This window comes from Nocardia sp. NPDC003693, from assembly GCF_053981095.1.
On record NZ_JBSFNO010000026.1, the window covers coordinates 1 to 25,728 of the forward strand.

The 25,728-nt window shown below is 70.0% G+C and carries 26 protein-coding genes; 10 read left to right on the top strand and 16 right to left on the bottom strand.

From position 1 onward, the window contains the following. The first annotated feature begins 145 nt into the window (after window positions 1–145). Window positions 146–1,171, top strand: a complete 1,026-nt coding sequence (gene trpS, locus ACWDOP_RS25515) for a tryptophan--tRNA ligase (protein ID WP_456347072.1) — start codon at window positions 146–148, stop codon at window positions 1,169–1,171. A 299-nt stretch (window positions 1,172–1,470) separates the two neighbouring features. On the opposite strand, the gene ACWDOP_RS25520 is transcribed toward trpS, so the two are convergent. Continuing rightward, window positions 1,471–2,520, bottom strand: a complete 1,050-nt coding sequence (locus ACWDOP_RS25520; protein WP_456347073.1) for a glycerophosphodiester phosphodiesterase family protein — start codon at window positions 2,518–2,520, stop codon at window positions 1,471–1,473. A gap of 325 nt (window positions 2,521–2,845) precedes the next feature. Between ACWDOP_RS25520 and yhjD the strand changes: the two genes are divergently transcribed. Beyond that, window positions 2,846–3,859, top strand: coding sequence for an inner membrane protein YhjD (yhjD, locus tag ACWDOP_RS25525; RefSeq protein WP_454202440.1), 1,014 nt, complete (start codon window positions 2,846–2,848; stop codon window positions 3,857–3,859). A gap of 9 nt (window positions 3,860–3,868) precedes the next feature. On the opposite strand, the gene ACWDOP_RS25530 is transcribed toward yhjD, so the two are convergent. Beyond that, the gene (locus tag ACWDOP_RS25530) at window positions 3,869–5,209 is read right to left on the bottom strand and encodes a D-alanyl-D-alanine carboxypeptidase family protein (protein ID WP_456347074.1); all 1,341 of its coding nucleotides are present in this window, start codon (window positions 5,207–5,209) and stop codon (window positions 3,869–3,871) included. A gap of 209 nt (window positions 5,210–5,418) precedes the next feature. Then, window positions 5,419–6,084, bottom strand: coding sequence for an ester cyclase (locus tag ACWDOP_RS25535; RefSeq protein WP_456347075.1), 666 nt, complete (start codon window positions 6,082–6,084; stop codon window positions 5,419–5,421). Between the two features lie 206 nt (window positions 6,085–6,290). Between ACWDOP_RS25535 and ACWDOP_RS25540 the strand changes: the two genes are divergently transcribed. Continuing rightward, complete coding sequence (locus ACWDOP_RS25540) at window positions 6,291–7,802, top strand: DHA2 family efflux MFS transporter permease subunit (protein WP_456347076.1); 1,512 nt, start codon at window positions 6,291–6,293, stop codon at window positions 7,800–7,802. Next, entirely contained in the window at window positions 7,792–8,439 is a 648-nt protein-coding gene (locus ACWDOP_RS25545) for an acyl-CoA-like ligand-binding transcription factor (RefSeq protein WP_456347077.1), read from the top strand. Before ACWDOP_RS25540 ends, ACWDOP_RS25545 begins: the two co-directional genes overlap by 11 nt. On the opposite strand, the gene ACWDOP_RS25550 is transcribed toward ACWDOP_RS25545, so the two are convergent. Further along, window positions 8,405–9,301 carry a phenylalanine 4-monooxygenase gene (locus tag ACWDOP_RS25550; protein ID WP_456347078.1) on the bottom strand — a complete coding sequence of 299 codons (897 nt, stop codon included), beginning with the start codon at window positions 9,299–9,301 and terminating at the stop codon, window positions 8,405–8,407. The genes ACWDOP_RS25545 and ACWDOP_RS25550 overlap by 35 nt on opposite strands. 290 nt (window positions 9,302–9,591) lie before the next feature. Here ACWDOP_RS25550 and ACWDOP_RS25555 point away from each other — a divergent pair, with 290 nt between their 5' ends. After that, window positions 9,592–10,548 (top strand): hypothetical protein, encoded by a 957-nt coding sequence (locus tag ACWDOP_RS25555; RefSeq protein ID WP_456347079.1) that lies wholly within the window; start codon window positions 9,592–9,594, stop codon window positions 10,546–10,548. Between the two features lie 75 nt (window positions 10,549–10,623). Here ACWDOP_RS25555 and ACWDOP_RS25560 read toward each other — a convergent pair whose 3' ends face one another. From ACWDOP_RS25560 to sdhC, 5 genes are all read right to left on the bottom strand, one after another. After that, entirely contained in the window at window positions 10,624–12,129 is a 1,506-nt protein-coding gene (locus ACWDOP_RS25560) for an alpha/beta hydrolase (protein WP_456347080.1), read from the bottom strand. Between the two features lie 170 nt (window positions 12,130–12,299). After that, complete coding sequence (locus ACWDOP_RS25565) at window positions 12,300–13,073, bottom strand: succinate dehydrogenase iron-sulfur subunit (protein WP_456347081.1); 774 nt, start codon at window positions 13,071–13,073, stop codon at window positions 12,300–12,302. Further along, a complete protein-coding gene (gene sdhA / locus ACWDOP_RS25570; RefSeq protein WP_456347082.1) occupies window positions 13,073–14,869 on the bottom strand; it encodes a succinate dehydrogenase flavoprotein subunit in 1,797 nt (598 codons plus the stop codon). The genes ACWDOP_RS25565 and sdhA overlap by 1 nt, the downstream gene beginning before the upstream one ends. Window positions 14,870–14,885: 16 nt before the next feature. Beyond that, the gene (locus ACWDOP_RS25575) at window positions 14,886–15,320 is read right to left on the bottom strand and encodes a succinate dehydrogenase hydrophobic membrane anchor subunit (RefSeq protein WP_354991132.1); all 435 of its coding nucleotides are present in this window, start codon (window positions 15,318–15,320) and stop codon (window positions 14,886–14,888) included. A gap of 2 nt (window positions 15,321–15,322) precedes the next feature. Next, window positions 15,323–15,718 (bottom strand): succinate dehydrogenase, cytochrome b556 subunit, encoded by a 396-nt coding sequence (sdhC, locus tag ACWDOP_RS25580; RefSeq protein ID WP_454202450.1) that lies wholly within the window; start codon window positions 15,716–15,718, stop codon window positions 15,323–15,325. 300 nt (window positions 15,719–16,018) lie between these two features. On the opposite strand from sdhC, the gene ACWDOP_RS25585 reads away from it, so the two are divergent. From ACWDOP_RS25585 to ACWDOP_RS25600, 4 genes are all read left to right on the top strand, one after another. After that, on the top strand, window positions 16,019–16,420 hold the full coding sequence (locus tag ACWDOP_RS25585; protein ID WP_456347083.1) for a cytidine deaminase: 402 nt from the start codon (window positions 16,019–16,021) through the stop codon (window positions 16,418–16,420). A gap of 71 nt (window positions 16,421–16,491) precedes the next feature. Next, window positions 16,492–17,781, top strand: a complete 1,290-nt coding sequence (locus ACWDOP_RS25590; RefSeq protein WP_456347147.1) for a thymidine phosphorylase — start codon at window positions 16,492–16,494, stop codon at window positions 17,779–17,781. A gap of 110 nt (window positions 17,782–17,891) precedes the next feature. Beyond that, complete coding sequence (locus ACWDOP_RS25595) at window positions 17,892–18,173, top strand: excalibur calcium-binding domain-containing protein (protein ID WP_456347084.1); 282 nt, start codon at window positions 17,892–17,894, stop codon at window positions 18,171–18,173. A 112-nt stretch (window positions 18,174–18,285) separates the two neighbouring features. After that, the gene (locus ACWDOP_RS25600) at window positions 18,286–19,377 is read left to right on the top strand and encodes an adenosine deaminase (protein WP_454202453.1); all 1,092 of its coding nucleotides are present in this window, start codon (window positions 18,286–18,288) and stop codon (window positions 19,375–19,377) included. Window positions 19,378–19,452: 75 nt separating this feature from the next. Here the strand turns inward: ACWDOP_RS25600 and ACWDOP_RS25605 are convergent, their stop codons facing one another. The 5 genes from ACWDOP_RS25605 to ACWDOP_RS25625 all read right to left on the bottom strand — a co-directional run bounded on the left by ACWDOP_RS25605 (window position 19,453) and on the right by ACWDOP_RS25625 (window position 23,098). Continuing rightward, window positions 19,453–20,706 (bottom strand): primosomal protein, encoded by a 1,254-nt coding sequence (locus tag ACWDOP_RS25605; protein ID WP_456347085.1) that lies wholly within the window; start codon window positions 20,704–20,706, stop codon window positions 19,453–19,455. Window positions 20,707–20,732: 26 nt separating this feature from the next. Further along, entirely contained in the window at window positions 20,733–21,062 is a 330-nt protein-coding gene (locus ACWDOP_RS25610) for a YbaB/EbfC family nucleoid-associated protein (RefSeq protein WP_456347086.1), read from the bottom strand. Continuing rightward, window positions 21,059–21,400: a hypothetical protein gene (locus ACWDOP_RS25615; protein WP_454202456.1), complete on the bottom strand. Its 342-nt coding sequence runs from the start codon at window positions 21,398–21,400 to the stop codon at window positions 21,059–21,061. The genes ACWDOP_RS25610 and ACWDOP_RS25615 overlap by 4 nt, the downstream gene beginning before the upstream one ends. Next, window positions 21,397–22,563 carry a C40 family peptidase gene (locus ACWDOP_RS25620; protein ID WP_456347087.1) on the bottom strand — a complete coding sequence of 389 codons (1,167 nt, stop codon included), beginning with the start codon at window positions 22,561–22,563 and terminating at the stop codon, window positions 21,397–21,399. Before ACWDOP_RS25620 ends, ACWDOP_RS25615 begins: the two co-directional genes overlap by 4 nt. 211 nt (window positions 22,564–22,774) lie before the next feature. After that, window positions 22,775–23,098, bottom strand: coding sequence for a type VII secretion target (locus tag ACWDOP_RS25625; protein ID WP_456347088.1), 324 nt, complete (start codon window positions 23,096–23,098; stop codon window positions 22,775–22,777). A gap of 135 nt (window positions 23,099–23,233) precedes the next feature. On the opposite strand from ACWDOP_RS25625, the gene upp reads away from it, so the two are divergent. Continuing rightward, window positions 23,234–23,857, top strand: a complete 624-nt coding sequence (gene upp, locus ACWDOP_RS25630) for a uracil phosphoribosyltransferase (RefSeq protein WP_456347089.1) — start codon at window positions 23,234–23,236, stop codon at window positions 23,855–23,857. Between the two features lie 13 nt (window positions 23,858–23,870). On the opposite strand, the gene ACWDOP_RS25635 is transcribed toward upp, so the two are convergent. Together ACWDOP_RS25635 and ACWDOP_RS25640 are read right to left on the bottom strand one after the other, a co-directional pair. Then, window positions 23,871–24,089, bottom strand: a complete 219-nt coding sequence (locus tag ACWDOP_RS25635) for a hypothetical protein (protein WP_454202460.1) — start codon at window positions 24,087–24,089, stop codon at window positions 23,871–23,873. A gap of 8 nt (window positions 24,090–24,097) precedes the next feature. After that, window positions 24,098–25,726, bottom strand: a complete 1,629-nt coding sequence (locus ACWDOP_RS25640) for a phospho-sugar mutase (protein WP_456347090.1) — start codon at window positions 25,724–25,726, stop codon at window positions 24,098–24,100. Window positions 25,727–25,728: the final 2 nt, after the last annotated feature.

Here is a 25,728-nt window from a genome sequence, read left to right on the forward strand (position 1 = left end):
GGCCCGCCCGGTTCTGGACTGACGGAGCGGGGGAGCGAAGCGGAGGAGCGGAGGAGGGAAGAACCGGGTTACGAGGGCCGCGAACAGCCGGAGCGCAGCGGAGGCAGATCAAATACAGCTGGACCGGCATGGAAAGATCGGAACCATGTCGAGTCCTGCACCCTCCGCCGACCGCAAGCAGCGGGTCCTCTCCGGGATCCAGCCGACCAGCGATTCGTTCCACTTCGGGAACTACCTCGGCGCGGTGCAGTACTGGGTGCGCCTGCAGGACGACTACGACGCCTTCTATTTCATCCCGGACCTGCACGCCATCACCGTGCCGCAGGATCCCAAGGAACTGCGCCGGCGGACCAAGATCTCGGCCGCGCAGCTGCTGGCCCTGGGCGTCGACCCCAAGAAGTCGACGCTGTTCGTGCAGAGCCAGGTGCCCGAGCACGCCGAGCTGGCCTGGGTCCTGAACTGCCTCACCGGTTTCGGCGAGGCCAGCCGCATGACCCAGTTCAAGGACAAGTCGGTCAAGCAGGGTGCGGAGAACGCCACCGTGGGCCTGTTCACCTACCCGGTGCTCATGGCCGCGGACATCCTGCTGTACCGCCCGCAGCTGGTTCCGGTCGGCGAGGATCAGCGCCAGCACCTGGAGCTGACCCGAAACCTGGCCCAGCGCTTCAACACCCGGTACAAGAAGACCTTCGTGGTGCCCGAGCCGCACATCGTCACCGGCACCGCCAAGATCTACGACCTGCAGGATCCCACCGCCAAGATGAGCAAGTCCGCCTCCTCGGACGCGGGCCTGCTCAACCTGCTCGACGATCCCAAGGTCTCGGCCAAGAAGATCCGCTCGGCCGTCACCGACACCGAACGCGAGATCCGCTACGACCCGGAGCACAAGGCGGGCGTCAGCAACCTGCTGGTCATCCTGAGCTCGCTGATCGAGACCCCGATCGTCACCCTGGAACAGGACTTCGCGGGCAAGGGCTACGGCGACCTCAAGGCCGCCACCGCCGACGCCCTGGTGGAGTTCGTTACGCCGTTGCAGGCCAAGGTGAACGAGTTCATGTCCGATCAGACCGAGCTGGACCGCATCCTCGCCGCCGGCGCGGACCGGGCCCGCGAGGTCGCGAGCAAGACCCTGGCCCAGGTGTACGACCGGATCGGCCTGCTGGCCCGCTGATCGGCGCCTACCCGAACGCCCGCGGAAGAGTCCGCGGGCGTTCGCCGTTCGGAACGGCCGGAGTCGAACGCCGAGGCCGGTTCACCAGACATCGACCGGGTCGTCCGCGCGCCGGCGGCGGCCGGACCACGCCTCCTGTAACGAGATACCGCGCCATCGAGCACCGCGTCTGACTACCGGAACCGGATCACTTCCAGGAGCGGTTGTGGCGTAGTGCCTGCGGGCGCGCGACGAACCCGCCACTCGCCGCGGGCCGCTCAGGGGTTGGTCGGCGCCCGCGATCGAATGCCGGCCGGCCGTCAGCGCGCCGGGTAGCGCGGCGGCAGCGGCGCGCCCCGGTCGCTCAGCACCTCGCGCAGGCGGTCCGGATAGTCGGTGATGATGCCGTCCACGCCCGTGTCCAGCAGCGAGCGCATCGCGCCGGGCTCGTTGACCGTCCACGGCACGACCAGGATTCCCGCGGCGTGCGCCTCGGCGACCGAATCACGGGTTACCAGAGGCAGACTCGCCGAACCGCTGGGCGGCAGCGCGTACAGCGGCGAGAGCGCGGCCGCGCCGAAGGACTTCGCGGCGCGGGCCAGGCTGCCGCCGAATCGGGCGATGTCCAGGCCGCCCAGCCACGGGGAGAAGGGGTACACCTTCGTGGGCTCGGTGAGCGCGTAGAGCCGCAGGCCGGGATCGGCCGCGTGCACCTGGATCAGCGTGCCCCAGTCGAAGCTCTGGATCGCGGCGCGCTCGCGCATGCCCGCCCGGTCGATCTCGGCGACGGCGCGGGCGACGAACACCTCGCGCGGCGCGGTCTCGCGGGCCGCCGGATCGTTCTTCAACTCGATGCTGAACCGCACGGTGTCGGCCCCGCGGTCGGCGGCGAGGGCGAACACCTCGTCCAGGGTGGGCATCCGCGCGCCGGGCGCGGTGCGCTGGCCGGGGTAGTCCGCCTGGGCCTTCGATCCGCAGTCGAGGGTGCGGACCTGGTCGAAAGTCAGGTCCTTGATGAACTTGCCGACGTAGGGGAATTGCGGATCGCCGGGCGTCACGGGTCCGGTGTCGGCGCACTTGCCGCCGTCGACGGCGGCGTCGTGCGTGATGACCTCGCGCCCGTCGGCGGTGATCCCGATATCGAGTTCGAGGGTCGATACCCCCAGTTCCAGGGCGTGCGCGAACGCGGGCAGCGTGTTCTCCACGACCAGCCCGCGCCCGCCGCGATGCGCCTGCAGGTCGAAGGCGCTCGCCGGGGCGGCGGCCGCGCCGGGCATGGCGAGCACGGCGCTCGCGGTCAGGGCCAAGGTCAGCAGTGCGGTTTTCACGCGGGCGGTCTCCGGTCGTCGGGGCGGGCGGACCAAGGTCATCACGCTAACCCGCGGGGCGCGAACCCGTCCCGGAACCCGGACATTCCACGCGTCGGCGGAACGCGGGCGGCGAGCGCGGCCGCCGTTCCGCTGACCACGCCGTCGCCGAAGTCGGTCAGGGTCGATCCGCCCGTCGGCCGCGCCCGATGCTGCCGCGCCCGGCTGTGTCACGCCCGGCGGTGTCGCTACCCGCCGCGTGGGTATTCCACGAGGGCGCCCGGGGCCGGGCACGCGTCACAATCGCCGCGCCGGAGCACCTGGCGGCGACCCGGCCGGGGGGATGGAAGAGTGATCGATCTGACCTGGTGTTCGGTGGAGGTGAGCGGTGTTCGACAAGACGAGGGCGCGCATCGAGCGGGAGATCCGCAGGCGCCACTGGCTGGACCACCTGGTGCGGGCGGCCGGGCGGTACCAGCGGCAGCGCGGCGACTACTACGCCGCGGGCATCACCTACTTCACGGTGCTCTCGCTGTTCCCGTTGCTCATGGTGGGATTCGCGGTGGCCGGCTTCGTACTGGCGCGAGATCCGGAGCTGCTCAACGAGATTCAGGCCAAGATCGTCGAGAACATTCCCGGCGCGGCCGGTGATCAGATCAACGACCTGATCACCCAGGCGGTCGACTCGCGCGCGGGCGTGGGCATCGTCGGCCTGCTGGCGGGCGCGTACGCGGGTCTGGGCTGGATCGCGAACCTGCGGGCCGCGCTCACCGAACAGTGGGAACAGCCTGTCCAGGACCGCAATTGGGCGCTGACCAAACTCTCGGATCTGCTGGCCATGGTGGGCCTGTTCCTGGCCATCGGCGTCTCGCTCGGCCTGTCGGTGCTGGCCTCGAGCGGCCTCATCCGCACGCTGCTGCGCAGGTTCGAGATCTCCGAGGCGCCGGGCATCACGGCGTTGCTGACCGTGCTGTCCCTGATCCTGGCCGTGCTCGCGAACTGGGCCGTGTTCGTGTGGGTCATCGCCCGCATGCCCCGGCACCCGGTGACGCTGCGCAGCGCGGCCCGCGCGGCGCTGATCGCGGCGGTGGTGTTCGAACTGCTCAAACAACTCTCGTCGCTGGTGCTGCGGTCGGTCGTCAACGGCCCCGCCGGGGTGACCTTCGGCCCGATCATCGGCCTCATGGTGTTCAGCTACTTCACCGCGCGGATCATCCTGTTCGCCACCGCGTGGGCGGCCACCGCGTCGGAGAACGATCTGCCGGCCGACATCCCGCCGCCCGCCCCGGCCGTGATCGAGCCCCGGGTGTCGATCTCCGGGCTCACGGCCGGCGCGGGCGCGGCGCTGTTCGGTGCGGGCGCCGTTGCGGGAGCACTGGTTTCGGTGCTGCGGCGGCGCTGACCCGCGCCGCTAGTAGCGGCGCTGGTGGATCTGGCGCGCTCCCGCGAGCAGGAACAGCACCAGGATGATCCCGCCGACCATGAGGGTCACGCGCAGATCGTCGTGCCGCCCACCGGCGTCGTCGACATCGGCCGCGACCGGCTTGGGCGGGGTCGCCAGCGCCGCCGTCGAGGTCGCGACCTCGGGGGTGTTCACCTCCGGCAGCTCACCGACGCTCGCGCCCGACGGCAGCGCGAAACCGTAGTCGAGCAGCTTGGCGGCCTGCTCGAACGGACGGTACGGCCGCACATCGGCTTTGAGCAGGGTGACCACCAGCCTGCGGCCGTTGCGCTGGGCCGCGGCCACGAAGGTCTGGCGCGCGTCGTCGGTGAATCCGGTCTTGCCGCCGATCGCGCCGTCGTAGTTGAACAGCAGGAGATTGTCGTTCGCGATGGGGTAGCCCGGGTGCTCGGTCGCGGCCGGATTCTTCGGATCCGCGCCGTAGCCCGGGAAGCCGACCTCCTCGGTGTGGATCAGTTCGGCGAACAGCGGGATCGACATGGCCTCGCGGAACACCACCGACAGGTCGTAGGCCGAGGTGCTCATGCCCGGCCCGTCCAGGCCCGAGGGCGTGGCCGCGCGAGTGTCCTTGGCCTGCAATCGCTCCGCGAGATCGTTCATCTTGGCCACCGCCGCGTCGTCGCCGCCGAGCTGGGCGGCGATGGCGTGCGCGGCGTCGTTGCCCGAGGCCATGATGAGCGCCTGGAACAGCTGCCGGTTGGTGTACCGGCCGCCGGGGCCGATACCCACCCGGGTCCCGTCCACGTCGGCGTCCTCCTGGGTGCCGATCACCACCTTGTTCAGGTCCAGGGTGCGCAGCGCGACCGCGGCCAGCAGCACCTTGATGGTGGACGCCGGACGGTAGCGGCCGTGCGGGTCCTTGGCGATCAGCACCTCGCCGGTGTCGAGATCGGACACCTGGTACGCGGTCGCCGAAATCCCCTCCGGCGGTTGCGGTGCGCCCGCGGGCCGGATCACCCCGCACGAACCCAGACTCTTGCCGCCGATGGGCGGGGACGGGATCGGCAGCGGCGCGGGCGATGTCCGGCCGGGGCGCGGTACCTCCGACAGGTCGATCGGCGGCGGGGGTGTGGTCCGGTTCGGGCAGTCGTCGGTATCGGGCGTGGTGAACGGCGTTGTGGTGGTGGGAGGTTGGGCTCTGGCCGCCGGTAGCGGCGCGGAAGCGACGGTCAGGGTGGCCGTTGTCAGCGCCACGGCGAGCAGGGCGGTGCCGCCGGAAGCGGAGCGATGCCGACGTGGTCGGCGATGGGCCGGACTCTGGTCATGGCGCGAATGCCTGCGGATGCTCATCGCGGACGAGCTTAGAGCCGAGCGGTCCGCGCGGTGCGTGCACCTCGGCGCATCCCGCACGGTGACTGCGACCGATGCGTTCCGCACGGGAAGTGCGAGTCGCCCCGCCGCGGGCTGTGCGGCGGGGCGACCGGTGCGAACGGCCCCGGGAACGCGGGACCGTGGGGCGGCGCGCCCGGGGCTGTGGGCACGCGCGAAAGTTCGACGGGTCAGGAGGTCTTGGTCACCGGGCAGCCGTGGGCCAGCGGGCCGAGCAACCGGTTGTTGTCGTAGAAGTGCTCGAGCTCGAGAATGCGCAGGTCATCGCTGACCTTGGCAATGGTGATGCCGGTCATCTCGATCATCTCGCCGGTGGGCTCGTGGCCCTTGTACTCGCCGGTGTACCGGCCCCAGTGCCGCCACTTGAAGGTGACGGTCGGCGGCCCGGACAGGACCTCGAGCACCTCCCAGAAGAAGCCGCCCGGGAAGGCGGTGTGGAAGATGTGGTGCGAGGACTCGAAGGTCTCGCCGCCGGGGTAGTACGGGTTCTCGCCGATCAGGATGTTGTACGAGCCGATGCGCGCGAACTCCTCGGAGTCCTGCCATTCGCCGCCGTTGACCCGCCCGCGGTAGTGCTCGGCGACCAGCGAGACCCACGTCGCGGGGTCCTTCTTGTGCGAGACCTCCATCTCGAAGACCTTCACGAGTTCTTCGACGATGAACTCCAGCGAGTCCGGCGCGTGGTCGGTGGTTCGCTCGACCGGCATGACGACCGAGCTCAGGTGATAGTCGGGAACCCCGTCGCGCCACTCTTCCGGTGCGGCAGCGGCGATTACGGCGTCACGACCCTGCAGGTGCAGCGGTGTCGCCACGGGTTCTGTTGCGTTTTCAGTCATTTAGAGCCTCAAAGATCCAGACCTGTTGTGCGGTAGTCGCGTTGAAAACGGACCGGATGACGGTAACAGCGGCTCGTTGAAACGTCATGCCGGGCGGGCATCAGCCGCCCGGGCGCGGCGACTCGGTGACGCGTCAAGTTTTGACAGTCTCTCTAATTTGAAAGACTCTCTCATTATCTAGTTGTTTTCAACTGATAGGGACTGTCATGAATGATTCGGCTTCGAAGCGCTGGCTGGCACTCGGCGCGCTCGCCGTGGCCATGCTCACCATCGGGCTCGACGTCACCGTGCTCACCGTCGCGCTGCCCACGCTCGCCGTCGATCTGCACGCGGGCACCGGCGCGCTGCAGTGGTTCAGCAGCGCGTATACCCTCGCGCTGGCCGCGGTCATGCTCCCGGCGGGCGCGCTCGGCGATCGCTACGGGCGCAAGAAACTGCTGCTGGCCGCGCTGCTGCTGTTCGGGGCGGCCTCGCTGGCCTGCGCCTTCGCCGGCACGTCCGGTCAGCTCATCGCCGCCCGCGCGGTCCTCGGACTCGCCGCCGCGGCCATGATGCCGCTGTCCATGGCGATTCTGCCGGGCCTGTTCCCCGACCCCGCCGATCGCCAACGCGCCCTGACCATCTGGATCACCTCGACCGCCATCGGCCTGCCGCTCGGCCCGATCGTGGGCGGGTGGCTGCTCCAGAACTTCTGGTGGGGTTCGGTGTTCCTGATCAACGTGCCCATGGTGGCGATCGGCGCGACCGCCGTCGCGCTGCTGGTGCCGGAATCACGCAGCGCCACCGCGATTCGGGTGGATCTGCCCGGTGTCGTGCTGTCCGTGCTCGGAATGCTCGGTCTCACCTACGGATTCATCCGGTTCGGCGAGCAGGGCTGGAGCGACGGACCGGCCTGGGCCGCGGTGGCCGGCGGCGCCGCGCTGCTGACCGCGTTCGTGCTGTGGCAGCGTCGCGCGGCGCATCCGCTGATCGACCTCGGACTCTTCGCCGCACCCGGATTCCGCTGGGGCACCGTCTATATGATCGTCGTCAACTTCGCCATGTTCGGCCTCTTCTTCACCATGCCGCAGTACTTCCAGGCCGTGCTGGGCGCCGACGCGCTCGGCAGCGGCCTGCGTCTGCTGCCGCTCATCGGCGGTCTCATCGTCGGCAGCCGGGTGGTCGACGCGCTGCTGCCCCGGGCGGGGCTGCGCGTGGTGCTCACCGGCGGATTCGCGCTGCTCGCGGGCGGTCTCGCGCTGGCCGCGCTGCTCACCGCCGACAGCGGGTACGGGGTCGCCGCCACCGCGCTCACCCTGCTCGGCGCGGGCATGGGCCTGGTCATGCCCGCCGCCATGGGCCTGGCCATGGGCGAACTCGCCGCCGAACGCGCCGGGTCCGGATCCGCGCTGCTGCAGGCGCTGCGCCAGGCGGCGGGCACCATCGGCGTCGCGGTACTGGGCACGGTGCTGTCCACCCGGTACCGCGCCGAACTCGGCGCGGCGAACCGGCCGCCCGTCGACGACGGCGTCAATGCCGGTGTGGGCGTTGCCCATCGGCTCGGCGACGCGGAGCTGCTGGCCCACGTGCAGTCGGCCTTCATGAGCGGGATGAGCGCCATGCTGTGGGTGTGCGCCGCGGTCTGCCTGGGCGCGACGGTCCTGGCCGCCCTGCTCACCCGGGCACCGGCCGGGCCGGCGGCCACGCCCGATGCTGCACAATCGGTACATGTCGGCTGAGTCCATCCACGCGGAGTCCACCCGGTCCCGGTCGGTCCCCGAACCGGCCGGGGAACCCGCGGTCCGGGCCCGGCCCGGGCTGCGCGAACGCAAGAAGGAGCGCACCCGCTCGGCCATCCGGCTCGAGGCTTTCCGGCTCTTCCGTGAGCAGGGCTACGCGGCCACCACCGTGGAACAGATCGCCGACGCCGCCGACATCTCCCCGAGCACCTTCTTCCGCTACTTCCCGTCCAAGGAACAGGTGGTCCTGGCCGACGACCTGGACCCGATCATGATGGAGCGGTTCCGGGCCCAGCCGCCCGAACTCTCCGCCCTCGAGGCGTTCCGGCGCGCCACCGTGGAGTCGTTCGGGTCCCTTGATCCCGCGCAGTTCGCCTTCGAACGCGAGCGCGCGAGCTTCGTCAGCACCGTCCCGGAACTGCGGGGCGTGCTGGCGCTGGAGATGGATCGCAACGTCGACATGGTCGCGGAACTGGTGGCCGAGCGGGCCGGGCGCACGCCCGCGGACTTCGAGGTGCGAGCCCTGGCCGGGGCGCTGATCGGGGCCGCCAAGGCCGTGCTGATGGACAGCGATCCGTTCGATCCCGCGTCCATCGCCCGAGTCATAGCCTTCCTGGAATCCGGGATGCGGCTCTGAGCGGTGCGTCGTCGTCCATCGTGGCGAAGAAGCCGCCGACGGTGTCCTCTATCTCGGCGATCGACTCCGCGCAGTACAGCACCGGCTGGTAGCGGGTGATGTCGTACACCGCGTTCCCCATCTCCGCGATGTCCAGGGGGCGCAGCTCGGCGTGCCGGAACTCCTCGATCTCCCCGTACGAGGACAGCAGTCCCGCACCGTAGCAACGGATCTCACCGTTCTCGCGAACCACGCCGAACTCCATCGAGAACCAGAACACGTCGGCCAGGAACTTGAGCGCCCGCTCGGTCTCCAGGCGGGCCACCGCCGCGCCGACGGCCGCGTAGACCGCGGCGAACCGCGGGCTCGCCAATTGTGTTGCGTGACCGAGGATCTCGTGCACGGCATCGGGCTCGGGGGTGTACAGCGGCGCGGAGTGGTGCCGAATGTACTGCGTGGAGTGGAAGATTCGATCCGCGAAGGATCCGAAGAACTCGCGCAGCGGGACCAGGCCGGCGGCCGGGACGTAACGGAATCCGCTGAGCGGGAACAACTTCTCCGAGACCTCGGCGAGCTGGGGGATGTGATCGGCGGGCAGGCCGAGGCGTGCGGCCGCGGTGTTCACCTCCGTGCACGCGTAGCGCTCCCGCTTGCGGGCGAGCTCGGCGGCGACGATCCGCCAAACCCCCTGCTCGGCATCGGTGTAGGCGATCGGGGGCACGGGGGAGCCCGGGCGGTAGTCCAGGGCCAGCGCGGCGATCGCGTTGCGGCGCTCGCGATACGCGCGATCGTGCACGCCGGGGTGCGCGTCGCTCAGGTGCACGGTGACATCGCCGTCGACGTCCTTGGTCACCGGCGAGTACAGCTGGGCCTCGGTGAACATACGTCGATGCAAGCACCCGTACGGCAAACCGACAACAAACACCCGCACAGCTGCGCAGATTGCCAAGCCGAGCAGGAGAAGTCGCCGGTTGAACGCGGAGTGGCGGGGGTACTGATAGGCAGCGAGCGCACCTTCGGGCAACGCCCGCCGCCGCCCGCCCGGCGTGTGCGCACCGGCGTGGCGATCGGAACGCCCGCGTGCCGGGTAGCTCGCTGCGGGGGCGCGCGGGCATCCGCATAGGCTGCTCGGGCCTGGCTCTTCCGTGTTCGATCGAACGAGGGGATTCGTTGGTGTCAAGACTGCTTGTCCTGGTCACGGTGCTGCTGTGCACCGCCGTCGCGTGCGGGGACGACGCGAAGTCGGGTGCGAAGGCCGATGCCGCCGCGCCGCCGGGGGATTCACGCCCGGAGACGATCGGCTGGGCGCGCGAGGTGGACCCCTGCGCCCTGCTCGACGCGGGCCGGCTGCGCACGCTCGGGCCCGAGGTCGTCCTGGGCACCTCGTCCATGACCACGAACTGTTCCGCCGTCGTGACCGGCGGGCCGGACGGGCGGATCGACCTCGACGTGCGCATCGGCTTCGCCCCGCAGGTGGAGACCTTCAAGTACGGGAACGTGGTGGAGATCGAGGACCGGCAGGTGCACCGGGTCGACATCCGCGAGACCGTGCCCGCCGCGCAGCGCGATCAGCTCGTGCAGACCGAGTGCGACTACCGCATCCCGCTGGACGGCGGTCTCGGCGTGACGGTTTCGGTGGAGATGGACCGGGCCGCGGACCCCTGCGCCACCGGTGACGAGCTGGTGCCCGGGATCATCCAGCGGTGGAACGAGCATCCGGCACAGGGCAGTTCGCCGGCCACCACGGTCACCGTGCTGTCGAGCCTGCGGTCGCCGTGCGTCGGGCTGGACGAGTTGCGGGCGAGTCGCAAGGTCGAGTTCGACTGGCAGGAACAGACTCTGGACAGCTGCTACCTGACCGTCGACGGCGCCTCCACCCTCATCTCGCTGGAGAATCGCGAACGCGACCTGATCACCCTGGACAAGCAGGAGATCCGCCTGGGCGACTACGTGGGCTACCGCTCCGAGCACCAGGGCGACACCTTCATCGACGTGATCGTCGGCGACGAGTTCCCCGGTGTCTGGGGCAACCGCGCGATCACCCAGCTCCCGATCATCGGCGTCATGAGCAACGACCCCGCGGTGGCGCAGGCCGTCGCGGAGAACGCGCTGGCACGCCTGCCGAAGTAGGCACGGCCGCCGACACGACGGGCCGCCCGGATCGAAAGATCCGGGCGGCCCGGGTGTTCCGCTTCGCGACGGCGATCAGGCGGACTTGCAGACGAGCCCGTCGGCCGGGGCGGTGAGAGTGATCAGGTACTCGATCGCCGGTGTGTCCACGCAGGCCGTGCCGGTGCCGAACACCCCGTGCTGGGTCCCCTCGAAGGTGATCAGCGTGGCGCCGAGCGCCCGGGCGAGATTGATCCCGTTCTGATGCGGGGTCGCCGGATCGCCGGTCGTGGAGATCACGACGGTCTTCGGCAGGCCGGTCACGTCCAGCCGGTGCGGGACGGAACTGGGTTCGCTGGGCCAGAATTCGCACACGCCGAGCGGGGCGGTGTCGGTGGGACGGCCGTCGTCGAAGGCGGGCGCGACCGCGTTCGCCTCCCGCGCCAGGTCGGCCGCGGCCGTGCGATCCGGGACGCGCGTGTCGTCGAGGCAGAGCACAGCCTGCTGATGATCGCGCTCCAGGCCGATCTGGGTCTCCATGAAATCGGCGATGGCGAGCAGGGTGTCGCCGCGGCCCTGGCGCAGCTCCTCGAGGCCCTTGGTGATTCCGGGCCAGCTCGCGGGGTTGTACAGCGAATTGAGCACCCCGCTGGCCGCGTCCCGGTATCCGAGTTCGCGGCCGTCGGCGGTGGTCGCCGGGCGATCGATCAACGGGCGCATCAGATCCCGCAGCGCCACACTCGTTCGCGCGGGACTCGGGTCGTCGCCGAGCGGGCAGGCGGACTTCGCGACGCAGTCGGCCGCGTACGTCTCGAAGGCCCGCTGGAAACTCAGGCTGCTGTTGACCGGGTCGATGATGTTCGTCTCGGGATCGACCGCGCCGTCCAGCACCATGGCCCGCACCCGATCCGGGAACAGTTCGGCGTAGGTCGAGCCGATCCGGGTGCCGTACGACCCGCCGACGAAGGTCAGCTTCGCGTCGCCGAGAACGGCCCGGACGATGTCGAGATCCCGTGCCACGTCGATGGTTCCGACGTTCGCGAGCAGTTCCGCGCCGCTGCGCTGCACGCAGTCGGCGACCAGGTCCCGGTTCTCCTGTTCGGTCTGCGCGATACCGGCGGGGGAGTAGTCCAGGTCCAGGTCGGCGCGCTCGGCCGCGAACTCCTCCGCCGTCCGGCACACCACCTTCGGCGTGGACGCCCCGCCGCCGCGCGGATCCATCCCGACTAGGTCGAAGCGCTGCGCGAGTTCGGATTCCGCGAACATCAGCAGCATGCCGAGCCCGGACACACCCGGACCGCCGGGATTGGTGACCAGCGCGCCGATGCGCTCGCCACGCGCGGGCAGGCGGGACAGCGCGATCTGCGCGGTCGTCCCGTCGGCCCGGTCGTAGTCCAGCGGCACCGTGATCCGGGCGCATTGCAGACCGGCCTCGACGAGCTCCTTGCCGAATTGCGAGAAGTCCTGGCACGAGCCCCATTCCAGGGACTGCCGCTCGAACTTCGACAGGTCGGGTGCGGCGGCCTGCTCCTGCGACCCGGTGCACGCGGCCGCGAAAACCAGCAGCGCGCCCAAACCCGCCGCTCGCACGCGAGCGAGCATTCGTGCGCCTCGGTGACGGTGGTACGACATCTTCCCCCACAGCTCTTTCGATACGGTGAATCCGCCTGGTCGACAGGCGTGTGAACGAGAAAAGCCGCCCGTATCCGGAGATACGGGCGGCCTCGCTCTCGGGTTCAGGGTTCGTGCGAACCCCGGTGGCCCAGGGCCGTCTAGCGCGCGAACAGCAGGGCGCGCTTGACTTCCTGGATCGCCTTGGTGACCTCGATGCCGCGGGGGCACGCGTCGGTGCAGTTGAAGGTGGTGCGGCAGCGCCACACACCCTCGACGTCGTTCAGGATGTCCAGGCGCTCGCGGGCGCCCTCGTCACGGCTGTCGAAGATGAAGCGGTGCGCGTTCACGATCGCGGCCGGGCCGAAGTAGCTGCCGTCGCTCCAGTACACCGGGCACGAGGTGGTGCAGCAGGCACACAGGATGCACTTGGTGGTGTCATCGAAGCGCGCCCGATCGTGCTGGGACTGAATGCGTTCCATGGTCGGCTCGTTGCCGCGCGTGATCAGGTACGGCTTGACCGCCTTGAACGCGTCGAAGAACGGCTCCATGTTCACCACGAGGTCCTTCTCCACGGGCAGACCGCGGATGGGCTCGACGGTGATCGTCAGATCCTTGCCGTTCTTGGGCAGCATGTCCTTCATCAGGAGCTTGCAGGCCAGCCGGTTGACGCCGTTGATGCGCATGGCGTCCGAGCCGCACACGCCGTGCGCGCACGAGCGACGGAAGGTGAGCGTGCCGTCCAGGTAGGACTTGATGTAGATCAGCACGTTCAGGAAGCGGTCCGTCGGCAGCACGGGGACCTTGAACTCGTCCCAGTGCTGGCCCTGGCCGTCTTCGGGATTGAAGCGCGCGGCCTTGACGGTGATCATGACCGAGCCCTCGTGCACCGGAGCGGGCTTCTGCGAGGCCGGCTTCTCGAGTGTGGCAGTCATCAGTACTTACGCTCCATCGGCTCGTAACGGGTCTGCACGACCGGCTTGTAGTCGAGCCGGATCTCGGAGATCAGTTCCGGGCTCTCCTTGTACGCCATGGTGTGGCGCATGTAGTTGGTGTCGTCGCGGTTCGGGTAGTCGTCGCGGGCGTGGCCGCCGCGCGATTCCTTCCGGTTCAGCGCACCCACCACGGTGACCTCGGCCAGCTCGAGCAGGAAGCCCAGCTCGACGGCCTCGAGCAGGTCGCTGTTGTAGCGCTTGCCCTTGTCCTGCACGGTGATCCGGCTGTAGCGGTCCTTGAGCCCGTGGATGTCGGTGAGGACCTGCTTGAGGGTGTCCTCGGTGCGGAACACGCCCGCGTTGGCATCCATGGTGGCCTGCAGCTCGGTGCGGATGTCGGCCACGCGCTCGTTGCCGTGGTCGGACAGGATCAGCGCCAGCCAGTTCTGCACCATCTGCGCCGGGTTCTCCGGCATCTCGACGAACTCCGCGCGCTGGGCGTACTCGGCGGCGGCGATGCCCGCGCGCCGGCCGAACACGTTGATGTCCAGCAGCGAGTTGGTGCCCAGGCGGTTGGAGCCGTGCACCGACACGCACGCGCACTCGCCCGCGGCGTACAGGCCGGGAACGATGTCGGTGTTGTTGCGCAGCACCTCGCCGCGGATGCGGGTCGGGATGCCGCCCATGACGTAGTGGCAGGTCGGCATGACCGGCACCGGCTCCTTGACCGGGTCCACGCCCAGGTAGGTGCGGGCGAACTCGGTGATGTCCGGGAGCTTCTCCTCGAGGACGTCCTCGCCGAGGTGGGTCACGTCGATGAGCACGTAGTCCTTGTTCGGACCCGCGCCGCGGCCCTCGGCCACCTCGAGCACCATCGAGCGCGCGACGATGTCACGCGGCGCGAGGTCCTTGATGGTGGGGGCGTAGCGCTCCATGAACCGCTCGCCGGAGGCGTTGCGCAGGATGCCGCCCTCGCCGCGGACCGCCTCGGAGATGAGGATGCCCAGGCCGGCCAGGCCCGTCGGATGGAACTGGTGGAACTCCATGTCCTCCAGCGGGAGTCCCTTGCGGAACACGATCGCCATGCCGTCACCGGTGAGGGTGTGGGCGTTGGAGGTGGTCTTGTACATGCGGCCCGAGCCGCCGGTGGCGAACACGATCGACTTCGCGTGGAAGATGTGCAGATCGCCGGTGGCCAGCTCGTAGGCGACGACGCCGGTCGCGACGGGGCCGTTCGGGCCCTCGGTCAGCACCAGGTCGAGCACGTAGAACTCGTTGTAGAACTCCACGTCGTGCTTGACGCAGTTCTGGTACAGCGTCTGCAGGATCATGTGACCGGTGCGGTCGGCGGCGTAACAGGCGCGGCGCACGGGGGCCTTGCCGTGGTCACGGGTGTGCCCGCCGAAACGACGCTGGTCGATCTTGCCCTCGGGCGTGCGGTTGAACGGCAGGCCCATCTTCTCCAGGTCGAGCACGGCGTCGATGGCTTCCTTGGCCATGATCTCCGCGGCGTCCTGGTCGACCAGGTAGTCGCCACCCTTGACGGTGTCGAAGGTGTGCCACTCCCAGTTGTCCTCTTCCACGTTCGCGAGGGCGGCGCACATGCCGCCCTGCGCCGCGCCGGTGTGGCTGCGGGTCGGGTAGAGCTTGGTCAGGACGGCCGTGCGGACGCGCGGCCCGGCCTCGATGGCCGCGCGCATGCCCGCGCCGCCGGCACCGACGATCACGACGTCGTAGCGGTGCTCCTGAACGGGACGTGACTCAGCACCGGTGGTTCGTTCGCTGTGCTCACTCATTCGGGGCGGCCTGTTCCTAACCTGTGATGTTGGGGTCGAAGGTGAAGATGACGTAGGTGCCCACGCCCATCACCAGGATCATCGAGACGACCAGCAGGAACTTCAGCCAGAAGCGGGTGGAGTCCTTGCGGGCGTAGTCGTCGATCACGGTGCGCATGCCGTTGCCGCCGTGCAGCTGGGCCAGCCACAGCATGGTCAGGTCCCAGATCTGCCAGAACGGGCTGGCCCAGCGGCCGGCCACGAAGGCGAAGTTCAGGCGCTGCACGCCGCCGTCGATCATCAGCATGATCGTCATGTGGCCGATGACCAGGATGACGAGCAGCAGGCCCGAGGCGCGCATGAACAGCCACGCGTACTTCTCGAAGTTGCTGCCGCCGGCGCGGCGGGGAGCGCGGGGCGCGTCCAGGCTGGCGGGGCGATCGTAGGACTTGCCCAGGACAGGTGCGGTCATGATCAGTGCTCCGTCAGCAGGTAGAAGAACTGGCGGCCGATGCCGGCGCCCGCGACGAGGATCCAGATCGTGAGCACGACCCAGAGCATCTGCCGCTGGTAGCGCGGGCCCTGCGACCAGAAGTCGACGAGGATCACCCGGATGCCGTTGAACGCGTGGAACAGCACGCAGACGACGAGACCCATCTCCATGAGAGCGACCAGCGGGGTCTTGTAGGTCTCGATGGCCTGGTCGTAGGTGTCCGGGCTGACCCGCACGAGGGCGGTGTCGAGGACGTGGACGAACAGGAAGAAGAAGATCGTCACGCCGGTTATGCGGTGCAGAGCCCAGGACCACATTCCGGGGTCGCCTCGGTACAAGGATCGCTTCGGCTTGGCCGGAGCTTCTAGCGTGGTCATAGAGTGCGGTGCCTCCAACGTCGTTGATGGACCCGGTCAGATCCGGCGCGGAGCCATTGGACTGTCGATAACACCAGCTCACAGCCGGAATCGCCGTCCGGTGGCAGTGCTGCAGGCCCGCTGTCGGGAACCTGAACCGATCTGTCGTGAACTCTAATCCCAGCGGTTGGACGGAACTAATTCGGCGTGCCGCTCGTTGGCCGTAAATTCGCTGAGTTAGGTTTGCCTTTCCTGATTTTCGAGGCCCGGTAAAACGGCTTCCGTGCGGGTGTAAGTATGCCCGTGGAAGGATGGTCCGATATGCCCGATATTGAGTGGAATGCATTGCGCGCCAAGGCATCCGAAGTCATGCGGAATGCCTATGCACCGTACTCGAGATTCCCCGTGGGGGCCGCCGCTCTCACCGCGGACGGCCGCATTGTGAGCGGCTGCAATGTGGAAAATATCTCATACGGACTGGGCCTGTGTGCCGAATGCGTACTGGTCGGTAACTTGATTTCGTCCGGCGGGGGGCGGTTGCTGGCCGTCTCGGTGTGCGATTCCCGGGCCGAAATCCTGACCCCCTGCGGGCGGTGCCGCCAGATCCTGCTGGAGCACGGGGGTGCCGGGGTACTCATCGATCACCGCGCCGGGCCCCGGCCGCTGAGCGCTCTGCTGCCCGACGCCTTCGGGCCGGACGATCTGGCCGCCGGGCAACTGTGACCCCGCCGCGACGCGGCCCGGACGATCAACCTGACGCGGCACCCGAGGCGTGTAAGGGTGGTGGGGTGACTGTGCACTCGGCTGTCGAGGTGATCCGGGCCAAGCGCGACGGGGGTGAGCTCAGCGACTCCCAGATCGACTGGGTGGTGGCCGCGTTCACGCGCGGGGAGGTCGCCGACGAGCAGATGTCCGCGCTGGCGATGGCCATCGTGTGGCGGGGCATGACCCGGCGCGAGACCGCGCGCTGGACCGCGGCCATGATCGCCTCCGGGCGGCGGCTGGACTTTCGGGATCTGCCCCGGCCCACGGTGGACAAGCACTCCACCGGCGGCGTCGGGGACAAGATCACGCTGCCGCTCGCGCCGCTGGTCGCCGCGTGCGGCGCGGCGGTGCCGCAGCTGTCCGGGCGCGGATTGGGCCACACCGGCGGCACCCTCGACAAGCTCGAGGCCATCGCCGGCTGGCAGGCCGACATCCCGGTGGCCCGCATGCGCGAGATCCTCACCGATCCGGCCGCCGGCGCGGTCGTGTGCGCGGCCGGGGCCGACCTCGCGCCCGCCGACAAACGGCTCTACGCCCTGCGCGACGTCACCGGCACCGTCGAATCCATTCCGCTCATCGCCAGTTCGATCATGAGCAAGAAGATCGCCGAGGGCACCGCCGCGCTGGTGCTGGACGTGAAGGTCGGGCGCGGCGCGTTCCTGAAGGAACAGGCGCAGGCGCGCGAGCTGGCCACGGCCATGGTCGAACTCGGCACCGACGCGGGCGTGCGCACCGTCGCCCTGCTCACCGCCATGGACACCCCGCTCGGCTGCACGGCGGGCAACGCCCTGGAGGTGGCCGAATCGCTGGACGTGCTGGCCGGCGGCGGCCCGGCGGACGTGGTGGAGCTGACCCTGACCCTGGCCCGGGAGATGCTCGCCCAGGCCGGAATCGACGGCATCGATCCCGCCGACGCGCTCGCGGACGGCCGGGCCATGGACCACTGGCGCGCCATGATCAGCGCCCAGGGCGGGGATCCCGACGCGCAGCTGCCCTGCGCCCGGCACGTGGAAACCCTGCGCGCCCCCGCGACGGGCGTGCTGACCCGGTTGGACGCCATGGACATCGGCGTCGCGGCGTGGCGGCTCGGGGCGGGCCGGGCCCGGCAGGGCGATCCGGTGCAACTCGGCGCGGGTATCGAAATGCACCTCAAACCGGGCGATTCCGTCACCGCCGGTCAACCCCTCCTGACTTTGCACACCGACACCCCGGATGTGCTGCCCGCCGTGCTGGAATCGCTGGGCGCGGCGTTCACCATCGGCGCGGCGGATACCGAGATACCCGAACAACCGCTGGTGCTGGGCCGGATCACGGCCTGAGCGGGTCGGCCCGCGATCGCGCGCGAGCCGGGTGGAACCGGCCGCGACCGCACCCGATCGCCCGTGCCGACGCACGGCGAACGCGGGGGAGCGGGCCTAGCCTGGATGCGGTGAACCGTACTTCCGATGTTCGATCGCGCGCCCGGATGGCGGCGGTGCTCGGTGCGGTGGCCCTCGGCCTCGCCACGCTGCCGGCCGCCGGACTCGCCGGATCCGCGTCCGCCGAACCGCGCATAGACAATTCGCCGCCGAGCACCTCGCGGTCGCAGCCCTATCCGTATTACGCCAATTGCCACGAGGTTCGGCAGGCGGGCAAGGCTCCGTTGCTGGTCGGGCAACCCGGCTACAACCGCCGACTCGACCGGGACGGCAACGGCATCGCATGTGGCTGACAGGTGAAGATCTTCACTCGATCAGCAACGTATGGGCAACGACACGCCTAATCGCCGGTGCACGCATGCCAACTGCCATGCCGCAGAACGCAAATGCGGCTACCGTTTCTACATGACTGGACCGACGCCCCTCACACTCGCTGCGATCCGCCAGGCGCCCAAGGCGGTCCTGCACGATCACCTGGACGGCGGGTTGCGGCCCGCGACGGTACTGGAGCTCGCCCGCGACTGCGGATACGACCAGCTACCGGCTGGTGACGCCGAATCCCTGGGGACCTGGTTCCGTGACGCGGCCGACAGCGGCTCGCTCGAACGGTATCTGGAAACCTTCGCGCACACCGTCGCCGTGATGCAGACGCCCGAGGGCCTGCGCCGGGTCGCCCGCGAATGCGCCGAGGACCTCGCCGCCGACGGCGTCGTCTACGCCGAGGTGCGGTTCGCTCCCGAACAGCACCTCGAGGCCGGGCTCACCCTGGACGAGGTCGTCGAGCACACCCTCGAGGGCTTCCGCGAGGGCGAGGCGATCGCCGCCGCGGCGGGCACGCCGATCCGGGTGACCTGTCTGCTCACCGCCATGCGCCACGCCGCGCGCGGCCGCGAGATCGCCGAACTCACCGTGCGATTCCGCGATCGCGGCGTCGGCGGTTTCGACATCGCGGGCGCCGAGGCCGGGTACCCGCCCACCCGGCACCTGGACGCCTTCGAGTACCTGCGTTCCAACAGCGCGCATTTTACGATTCACGCCGGGGAGGCGTTCGGCCTGCCGTCCATTCACGAGGCGCTGGCGTTCTGCGGCTGCGATCGGCTCGGGCACGGCGTGCGCATCACCGACGACATCACCGATTCGGCGGACGGCCCGCGGCTGGGCCGGGTCGCGAACTACGTGCGGGACATGCGAATTCCGCTCGAGCTCTGTCCGTCCTCGAACGTGCAGACCGGCGCGGTGCCCTCCCTCGACAAACACCCCTTCGATCTGCTGGCGCGCCTGCGCTTCCGGGTCACGGTCAATACCGACAACCGGTTGATGAGTGACACGACCATGAGCCAGGAGATGGAGAAGCTGGTGCAGACCTTCGGCTACGGCTGGAGCGATCTGGAACGCTTCACCATCAACGCGATGAAGTCGGCCTTCATCCCGTTCCCCGATCGCCTGAAGCTCATCGACGAGGTGATCAAGCCGGGCTACGCGGTGCTCATCGGCTGAGGCGGTCCCGTTGCGGCGAAACGCCCGCGGCCCCTTCGCGTGGAAGAGGCCGCGGGCGTTGGGTTCTCGTCTCGCTCAGCCCTTGGTGAGGCGGCCCTCGAAGGCGACCTCGAGGACGCGCCACGCCTCGGCCTCGGCCGCGAAGGGCGGGTTCGGGGCCATCCGGCTCGGGTCCGGGTTGAGCAGATAGGAGACGTACCAGCCCAGCGGGTTGGAACCGGCCAGGGCGCGTTCCACCGCGTCGTCGTCGGCGTAATCGGCGGCGTCGGTGAACAATTCGACGGCCAGATCGAGCTGGTCGGTGTCGACCGACTTCGGGCCCGCGGCCAGATCCTCGGCGATGCCGGGCAGCACGTAGACGTTCTCCTCGTCCACCTCGACCTCGAGCGCGCCGTCCACCGCGGCGGACTGGATCTCGCCGTAGGTGCTCACCCGGGCCAGATCGTGCTCGTGGTCGTCGGCGAGGTAGCGGGCCAGCGCGCGCTCGGAGCCGAAGACCGTGATCGAACCCTCGGTGCCCAGGAACAGCGGCTCGTCGTCGACGTAGCAGCGCAGGGTGAACCAGGTGCCGTCCGAGGTGATGATCTTGACCGGGTCGATGCCGACCCCGTGCCAGAAGGAGGGCTCGCCCTCGTCGTCGTCCTCGTCGCGCTTGGTGAGGTCGACGGTCTCGAACTCGTTGTCCTCGTCGCCGTCGGCCGCGTCCTCGGCGTCGACGACGTTCTCTTCCGCCGCAAGCAGTTCCGCTTCCGCGACCGCCACCGCGTCGGCGTCCACGTCCGGAATCTCCACCACCGAGTCGATGGCATCCAGGACCGCGTCCCAGTCCTTGTTGATGGCCGCGCCGATCTGGTCCCAGAGCTCCTGGCCCTCCTTGCCGGCGAAGACGCTGACGCCGCTGGGCAGCGCGCCGAGCACCGGGTGAGAGCTGAAGAATTTGGTCACCACGTCGAGGTCGCAAACCTCGCCGATGTTGCGGACCATGTCGAGGGTCTCCTCGAGCTCGGAGATGATCTCCGGGTCCGGGTCGTCCGCCGCCAGTTCGGGCACGCCGACGAGGTCGAAGACGAACTGCTCCTCCGGCTCGAGTTCGGCGGCCGACAGCCCGGCGATGATCTTCCACGCCGGATGGTCGACCAGATCGTTGTCGGAGCTGGAACGGATGAACGCGGCGAGCTCCGCCACGGAGTCGAAACCGTAGAGGTCTTCCTCGAATCCGAGGAACGCCTGCCACTCATCGTCACCGTCTCGCCAGCGCGGTGCCCACAGGGTGACGAGATCGCCTTTGGTGAGGCCGAGCGCGATCGGGACGATGTCTCCAGAAGCCATGACCGGAAGCCTATCTAGTGGCTGCCTCAGGCACTATCCGGGCCGCCCCCAACATTTCCCGGCACGATCGCGGCGTTCAATCGGGCCAGGACGGCCGCGCGGCGCGCGCTCGCCGCGGCGGCCGCCTCCCCGCACGCCCACAGGATCAGCCGGGCCACGTCCGCGGGTGGGCGCGTGGTCACCGATTCGGCCAGCCACAGGCCGGTGAGCGCGCCCTCGCCGTCGACCTCGGCGGTGACCGAACCATCGGGGGAACCGAACCGCCCGCGTACCCGGCTCAGGCCGTCGAGGGCGGTTTCGAGGGCGTCCAATCGGGTGGCGACGTCGTTGACCAGCGCGTCCATCGGGTCGCTCATGATCGCCTCGTCCAGCCGGCCGGGCCGGTGTCGGCGTCGTCCAGGCGGTCGAGTTCGTCGACCGCGGCCTGCCGGGTGGGCAGGCCGAGCCGGTCCAGGATGTCGGCGGGGATGCCGGCTTCGGCCAGGGCCTCGCGGCGCCGGGAGCCGGCGACGATGGCCGAACGCTTGGTCAGGCGCAGGATCTCGTCGGCCAGAGCCTGTGCGCCGTAACGGTATTCATCACGTTCGAAGTGGATCTCCACGGGCAGGCCCTGGTCGGTGGCGTGGACGGTCACCGTGCCCGCGCGATTGCCGCTCGCCGCGACGGTGACGGCCGGAATACGGGGCGCGCTCATGCGGTGGGCCGATAGAAGCCGAGGAAACTCATTCCGCTGTTCTCCGTTCGAATCGGGCCGATCTGTACCGGGTCGCCTGCCTCGACGAGCTGACCGTTGCCGATCACCATGGCCACGTGCCCGTCCCACACCGCGAGATCACCGGGCATCAAGTCCCCTGGACCGATCTGCGCGTGTCCCTGTCCCTGCTCCTGCGCCAGGCGGGGCAGCGGCACACCCGCTTCGGCGTACGCCCACTGCGTGAGCCCGCTGCAATCGAGTCCGGCGCCGGGTGTCGTACCGCCCCAGACGTAGGGCGTGCCGAGCTCGCTCAGGGCGTTGCGCACCGCGTCCGCGGCCCGCTGGTTCGGGGCCTCCACGGTACTGCCGTCGGGCAGGGTGAGCAGCACCCCGGTCCCGGCGGCGTGCGTTTCGCCGGTCGGGGGCGGGGCGGACGCGGGCGCGTCACCCACCGACGCGGGGACGGTCGTGAGCCCGCTCGCGAGACCCGCGGTGGAGTCGAGCGCCTGCCCGCCGGCGGCGAGCGCGGCGGGACCGAGTTGCCCGCCCGAGTCGCCGGCCGCGGCCGCGACGGTGCCGGCCTCCGAGGCGGTGGGCTCACCCGATCCGGGTGCCGCCGCGCCCGGCTCCGGCGTCCCAGCCGCGGGCGCGGGAACGGGTGGCGGCGGGATCAATTCGCGCATCGCGGCGGTCTCGTCGGCCAGTTCGGTCCGCACCCGCTCGGCTACCTGCAGCGCCAGGCCCGAGTGGTCCAGCGCCGAGCCAACCACGATCGCGATCCCGGCCGGTGTCACCCCGGCCCGGCCGACGTTGTCCGCGGAGTCGAGGAACGATCGCAGGATCTCCGCCAGTTCCCGCTGCCCCGCGGCCAGCGCGCACCCGGCCCGCTCGAGCACCGCCGCCATCTCGACCCCGCGATCCGCGACCGTCGCCGCGCACGTCTGCACCCGCAGCGCGGTGCCCAGGGCCGCGTCGCCGCCCTCGCCCCGCCATGCGGCGTACATTCCGTCGATCCCGTTCCGGCCCGCCCCGATCACCTCGTCCACCACCCCCGAACCCGCCCGCAGCCCGGCCACCGCCGCCGCGACGTCCCCGCTGCCGAGGCTCTCCATCAACCCCGTGATCGGCCGCGCCAGCCCGGCCACATCCAACTCCACGCTCACGGATACGCCTCCGCTCGCTGCGCGTTCCCGATCGACTGAGCCGTCTCCGCGATCGGCTGAGCAGTTCGGACCGCGTCCAGCCGAGTGCGCACGGCTTCGACGTTCGATGGATGGTCGGACCGGGTGACCTGACCCATCTGCGGCCGCGTGCGCTGTCGATGCGCCCGCGCGGATCCGCGGGTGCCGCCCGACCGCCGCGCGATGGCCGCGCTCACGGCACGTCCTCCGGTGCGGTGGCGGCCAGGGCGGCGGCGTAGGTCGAGTCGGTGGCGGAGTAGGCGGTCGTGGCCGTGCCGCTCGCGGCGCCCATGCTGGTCAGGACCGTGGTGAGGGACGTGAGGGTGGACAGGTGGGTGGTGTGGGCGGCGCGGTAGGCGGCCAGGAAGTCGGCGCCCGCGATACCCAGGGCCGGGGCGAGTAGGAGGGGGTCGGCCGCGGCGGCCCGGGTCGCGGCGGTGCTCAGGTGCGCGGCCATGCCGATGGCCGTGCGCGAGTAGGCGGTGAGGCCGTGGGGATCGATCGAAAACCGTGTCATGGCAACCCCTGTCGTGCCGTCGCTGGAATCGGTCCGTCGTGTGTATGGACGGGCGGCGGGGCGCATCGGTTCCGGTCGTGCGCGAAATTCGCACGGCCCCGACCCCGAATGTGGGTGCTGACCTATCGTTTTCCTATGCGCACCGACATCGTGGACCACCCGCTCGCCGCCGCTCTGCTGACGACCATGCGCGACGTCCAGACCAGCAATCCCACCTTCCGCGCGGCGCTACGCGATCTCACCGGCCTGCTCGTCTACGAGGCGATGCGCGATGCGCCCGTCACCCGCTTCCCGATCGCCACCCCGGTGGCCGCCGCCGAGGGCACGATGCTGTCCGCGCCGCCGCTGCTCGTCCCGGTGCTGCGGGCGGGGCTGGGCATGGTGGAGACGGCCGAGAACCTCATCCCGGACGCGCGCATCGGGTTCGTCGGACTCGCCCGTGACGAGGAGACGCACCGGCCGACCCCGTACATGGAATCGCTGCCCGAGGACCTGTCGCAGACCCCCGTCATCGTGCTCGATCCCATGCTCGCCACCGGCGGCTCCATGGTCTACACCCTGGATCTGCTCGCCGCGCGCAAGGCCACGGACCTGACCGTCATCTGCGTCGTAGCCGCCCCGGAAGGCATTGCGGCGCTGGAGAAGTCGGGCCATCCGCTGCGCCTGGTGACGGCCGCGGTCGACCGCGGCCTGAACTCGGACGCGTTCATCGTGCCCGGGCTCGGCGACGCGGGGGACCGGCAGTTCGGCCCCCGCTGACCGCGGCGGGCGGTTACTTGGGCGCGAAGAGCTCCAGATGCGAGCAGCCCCGGCAGCGGTGCGCGAGCACCGAGATCCTGGGCTTGCCTATCCTTTTCGCGCCGCCGAACATGCCTATCTCGAGCGGGCCGGGTATCCAGCGGGTGTAGCCGGGCGCGGAATCACCCGCGTCATCGAGGAAACCCGGCTCCAGGTTCTCACTCCCACAATGGGTGCAGTGCAGTTCGCCCACGGGACACCTCACAGCTTCTCGCAGAAACTCCTACTACCCGAGAGTATGTGGGCCGCAGTGGCCTTCGCGGAGGCTAATGCTCCAGGAGAGGCGACCGGGACGACGGCTTCGAGGTAACACTTGAGCTTCGGCTCGGTCCCCGAGGGCCGCACGACCAGGCGCAGCGCGGGCCCTTCGAAGACCAGGGCGTCCGTCCGCATTCGCCCCCTGAGCTGGGACATGTCGGTGCAGATCACCTTCTCCCCGGCGATCTCGGCGGGCGGATCGGCGCGCAGCCGCTCGACCACCGCGGCCGCTTCGGCGGCGTCGGCCAGCCGCAGCGAGACCTGCGTGCCCGCGTGCACCCCGAACTCGACGGCGAGATCGTCGAGAAGATCGTCCAGCGTCCGTTCTGCGGCCTTGGATCGCGCCACCAGCTCCGCCACCGCGACCGCGGCCGATATGCCGTCCTTGTCGCGTACAGCGGCCGGATCGACGCAGTGCCCGATGGCTTCCTCGTACGCGTACACGAGTCCGTCGCCCGCGCGCGCGAGCCACTTGAACCCGGTGAGCGTCTCGGCGTAGCGCGCGCCGCGTGCCGGAGCCAGCGCGCCCAGCAGTCGCGAGGACACGATCGTGGTCGCCACGAGCGAGTCCGGCGCCGCCGCCCGCAACACGAAATCGCCGAGCAGCACGCCGGTTTCGTCGCCGCGCAGCATCCGCCAACCGTGTGCCCCCGGCACCCCGACCGCGCACCGATCGGCGTCCGGGTCCAGTGCGATGGCCACGTCGGCCCCGACCCGCTCGGCCAGCTCCAGCAACAGATCCGACGCGCCCGGCTCCTCCGGGTTGGGGAACGACACCGTCGGGAAGTCCGGGTCCGGCTCGAACTGCTCGGCCACGACGTGCACGTCGTCGAACCCCGCCGCCCGCAACGCGGCGACGGCCAAATCCCCGCCGACACCGTGCATGGCCGTCAACGCGATACGAATCCCGCTGCGCGGCACGCCGATTCCGGGGTCTGACGGCGTGGTGTCACCGGTGACCGCTCCGGCCCCGTGTTCCCGTGCGTCCGGGCCGTGCGCGGCGGACCCGCCCAGGCGGGCCGGGAGACCGGCGACGCGGGCGAGGTAGCGGCGGACTATCTCCTCGCCCAGATCGGCGACCGAGGCGCCGGCGGGGAGCGAAAGTCGTTCCGGCGGTGGGGCGGTCGGCAGGGGATCGGCGCGGGGGATCGGGTCGCGGACCGCGTCGATGCGGGCCTCGATCTCGGCGTCGGCGGGCGGGATCAGCTGGGAGCCGCCGTCGAGGTAGACCTTGTAGCCGTTGTCGGTGGCGGGGTTGTGCGAGGCGGTGATCTGGATCCCGGCCACCGCGCCGAGCTCGCGGACCGCGAACGCCACCACGGGGGTGGGCAGCGGGCGCGGCAGGGCCAGCACCGAGAAGCCCGCCGCCGCGAAGACCTCGGCGGTGACGGCGGCGAAGTCGGCGGACCCGTGCCGGGCGTCGCGGCCGACGATCACCAGCCCGCCGCCCAGGCAGCGCTCGCGCAACCAGTCGGCGATGCCGGCGCTCGCGCGCGCGACCGTGCCCACGTTCATGCCGTCCGGGCCGTCCTGGAGCGGACCGCGCAGCCCGGCGGTTCCGAAGCGCAGCAACC